This is a genomic window from Rhodococcus sp. 14-2470-1a (genome assembly GCF_002259425.1).
Taxonomy (GTDB): domain Bacteria; phylum Actinomycetota; class Actinomycetes; order Mycobacteriales; family Mycobacteriaceae; genus Rhodococcoides; species Rhodococcoides fascians_E.
Genome location: NZ_NPFZ01000030.1, coordinates 1 through 1,557, shown reverse-complemented (window position 1 = coordinate 1,557; position 1,557 = coordinate 1). Strand labels below are relative to the sequence as shown.

Genomic DNA, 1,557 nt, shown 5'->3' with positions numbered 1-1,557 from the left:
AAGCCGTTCGCTGGTACCTCCACCACCACCGCACCGGTCACCAACCCCGCCACCGGCGAGGTCACCGGCCAGCTCGCACTCGCCAACCTCGGCGACGCACGCACCGTCATCGACGCCGCCGCAGCCGCCTTCCCCGCCTGGCGCGACACCTCCCTCGCCAAACGCACCCAAATCCTCTTCAACTTCCGCGAACTACTCAACAAGAAAAAAGGCGAACTCGCCGAAATCATCACCGCCGAACACGGCAAAGTCCTCTCCGACGCCCTCGGCGAAATCTCCCGCGGCCAAGAAGTCGTCGAATTCGCCTGCGGCATCCCCCACCTCCTCAAAGGCGGCTACACCGAAAACGCCTCCACCAAAGTCGACGTCTACTCCATCCGCCAACCCCTCGGACCCGTCGGCATCATCTCCCCCTTCAACTTCCCCGCCATGGTCCCGATGTGGTTCTTCCCCGTCGCCATCGCCGCCGGCAACACCGTAGTACTCAAACCCTCCGAAAAAGACCCCACCGCCTCCATCTGGCTCGCCGAACTCTGGGAAGAAGCAGGCCTACCCCCCGGCGTCTTCAACGTCCTCCAAGGCGACAAACTCGCCGTCGACGAACTCCTCGAGAACAAGAAGATCAAATCGATCTCCTTCGTCGGCTCCACCCCCATCGCCCAATACGTCTACGCCACCGGCACCGCCAACGGCAAACGCGTCCAAGCCCTCGGCGGGGCGAAGAACCACGCCATCGTCCTCCCCGACGCCGACCTCGACCTCGCTGCCGACGCCATGGTCAACGCCGGCTTCGGCTCCGCAGGCGAACGCTGCATGGCCATCTCCGCCCTCGTCGCCGTCGGCGACATCGCCGACGAACTCGTCGCCAAAATCGTCGAACGCACCACCCCCCTGGTCACCGGCGACGGCACCCGCGGCGCCGACATGGGCCCCCTCGTCACGGGGGCCCACCGCGACAAAGTCGCCTCCTACGTCGACGCCGGCGAAGCCGACGGCGCCACCATCGTCGTCGACGGCCGCGGCGTCAAAGCCGACGGCGGAGACGGTGCGAGCGAAGCGACGAGGGATGTCTCCGGTGGATTCTGGCTCGGCCCGACGCTCATCGACCATGTCAAAACCGACATGTCCATCTACACCGACGAAATCTTCGGACCCGTCCTCTCCGTCGTCCGCGTCGACACCTACGACCAAGCCCTCGAACTGATCAACAACAACCCCTACGGCAACGGCACCGCCATCTTCACCAACGACGGCGGCGCAGCACGACGCTTCCAGAACGAAGTCGAAGTAGGCATGATCGGCATCAACGTCCCCATCCCCGTCCCCATGGCCTACTACAGCTTCGGCGGCTGGAAAAACTCGCTGTTCGGCGACACCCACGCCCACGGCACCGAAGGAATCCACTTCTTCACCCGCGGCAAAGCCGTCACCTCCCGCTGGCTCGACCCCAGCCACGGCGGCATCAACCTCGGATTCCCCGAAAACAGCTAGATCCGCTCCGCGTCTCCGGGATTCCCCGAAAACAACTAGACCCCACGTGAGTGGAAATGTAGGCCC

1 protein-coding gene is annotated in these 1,557 nt (G+C 64.5%); it reads left to right on the top strand.

Annotated elements, in window-relative coordinates:
- Positions 1–1,491: CoA-acylating methylmalonate-semialdehyde dehydrogenase (locus tag CH292_RS19785; RefSeq protein WP_094655556.1), on the top strand; the 1,491-nt coding region annotated here is incomplete at its 5' end.
- Positions 1,492–1,557: the final 66 nt, after the last annotated feature.